The organism is Rugamonas violacea (genome assembly GCF_016461825.1).
Taxonomy (GTDB): Bacteria; Pseudomonadota; Gammaproteobacteria; order Burkholderiales; family Burkholderiaceae_D; genus Rugamonas.
This window is the reverse complement of the sequence record NZ_JAEMNU010000052.1, coordinates 1-1,169: the sequence shown is the minus strand read 5'-3', so window position 1 is coordinate 1,169 and position 1,169 is coordinate 1. Positions and strand designations below refer to the sequence as shown.

At 48.1% G+C, this 1,169-nt stretch carries 2 protein-coding genes; both read right to left on the bottom strand.

The window, feature by feature from the left end; all coding sequences use genetic code 11:
- Window positions 1-315: 315 nt before the first annotated feature.
- Complete coding sequence (locus H7U20_RS11570; protein WP_199759302.1) at window positions 316-522, bottom strand: hypothetical protein; 207 nt, start codon at window positions 520-522, stop codon at window positions 316-318.
- A 97-nt stretch (window positions 523-619) separates the two neighbouring features.
- Window positions 620-940: a hypothetical protein gene (locus tag H7U20_RS11565; protein WP_199759301.1), complete on the bottom strand. Its 321-nt coding sequence runs from the start codon at window positions 938-940 to the stop codon at window positions 620-622.
- Window positions 941-1,169 lie beyond the last annotated feature (229 nt).

The following is a 1,169-nucleotide window of genomic DNA, read 5'->3' as shown; positions in this document are numbered from 1 at the left end:
CGAATCGTTGGGATGGATAAGTGTACTCAAAACGTGCCGTGCCTTGAAGAGGGGCCAGCTACGGAAAGGTGCATAATCACACGAATCTAAACAATTAGTTTTAAGCCCAGAATTCTCATTTCCCTATCTTCTTTTGGCCGGAAGCTGGCGAGTGTAAGCCTCCGCTGCGATATGTATCGATGTCAATTGTCGCACCAATTGACATGCTGACGATGAGATTCTGATGGTCAGGGTTTATTCGTTCCCATAGTTTTTGCAAATAGTGTCCCTGCCGGTCATTTTGGGGCGCAGTAGGATTATCTGAGTTGTCGAGAGTTAAAAAAACTTTAGAAATAGTTCAATGGCAAAACTAGAGCAGACCATCGCTGGAAATGCGAACTCTAATCGTTCAGTTTGAGCTGCATGGTTGTTAAGCAAACCACCTGAGTGAGCGTAGGCTGCGGCTATTGCATAAATAGAGGAGAAATCATGCGTACTGCCGGGAACAACTACTAGAAAAGGAATTGCTGGTCCTGTGCTCATATTATTTCCTTTTTAGCAATGCATTTTGAATGCCGGGAGTTTAAAGCATGTGTCAGCTATTGGCCGAAGGCAAGCGGAGTAGACTGACGCAAAGCCTTCAATTTCCGAAGAATTTCCGCAGTCCCCACAGCATGGCTGTCGCAACGATGACGCCAATCAAAGTCGCCCCGATGTAGTGCATCGCGAGTGGATTCACTGTACTGCCAGATGTGTCTGAGACATTTCCTGTGCCGCCGATATTGGAGAAGGTCGAACTGACACACACAGGCTTTATCACGTACATCCCGAGTAAGCTTATCGAGGCAAACCACCAAGGGCTTGTAATCTTCTCTCGCCAAACATACCAGAAGCCTGCTACTTGAACTAGCGGCAGCACTAGGCTGATGACCATCGCGTTACCTAGCATAGAACCCATCATACAAAAAACTTCTCCCGGTTTACTATGACGCTGGAGGCTCGATACGACGAAAGGCGGCTACTGGCCGATATCGAAATCTTAGCGTTTAAGTGGTTCAGTTACATAATAGCGAAAACAACTGACTGCCCATTTTTCGGGCTCTATGCCGTTTCCTGTGGAAATTGACGTCAGGCGAAATGCCGGGTAACGCCGTATTCCCGAGGCACGGCGGCGCGCAGCGGACTGGACG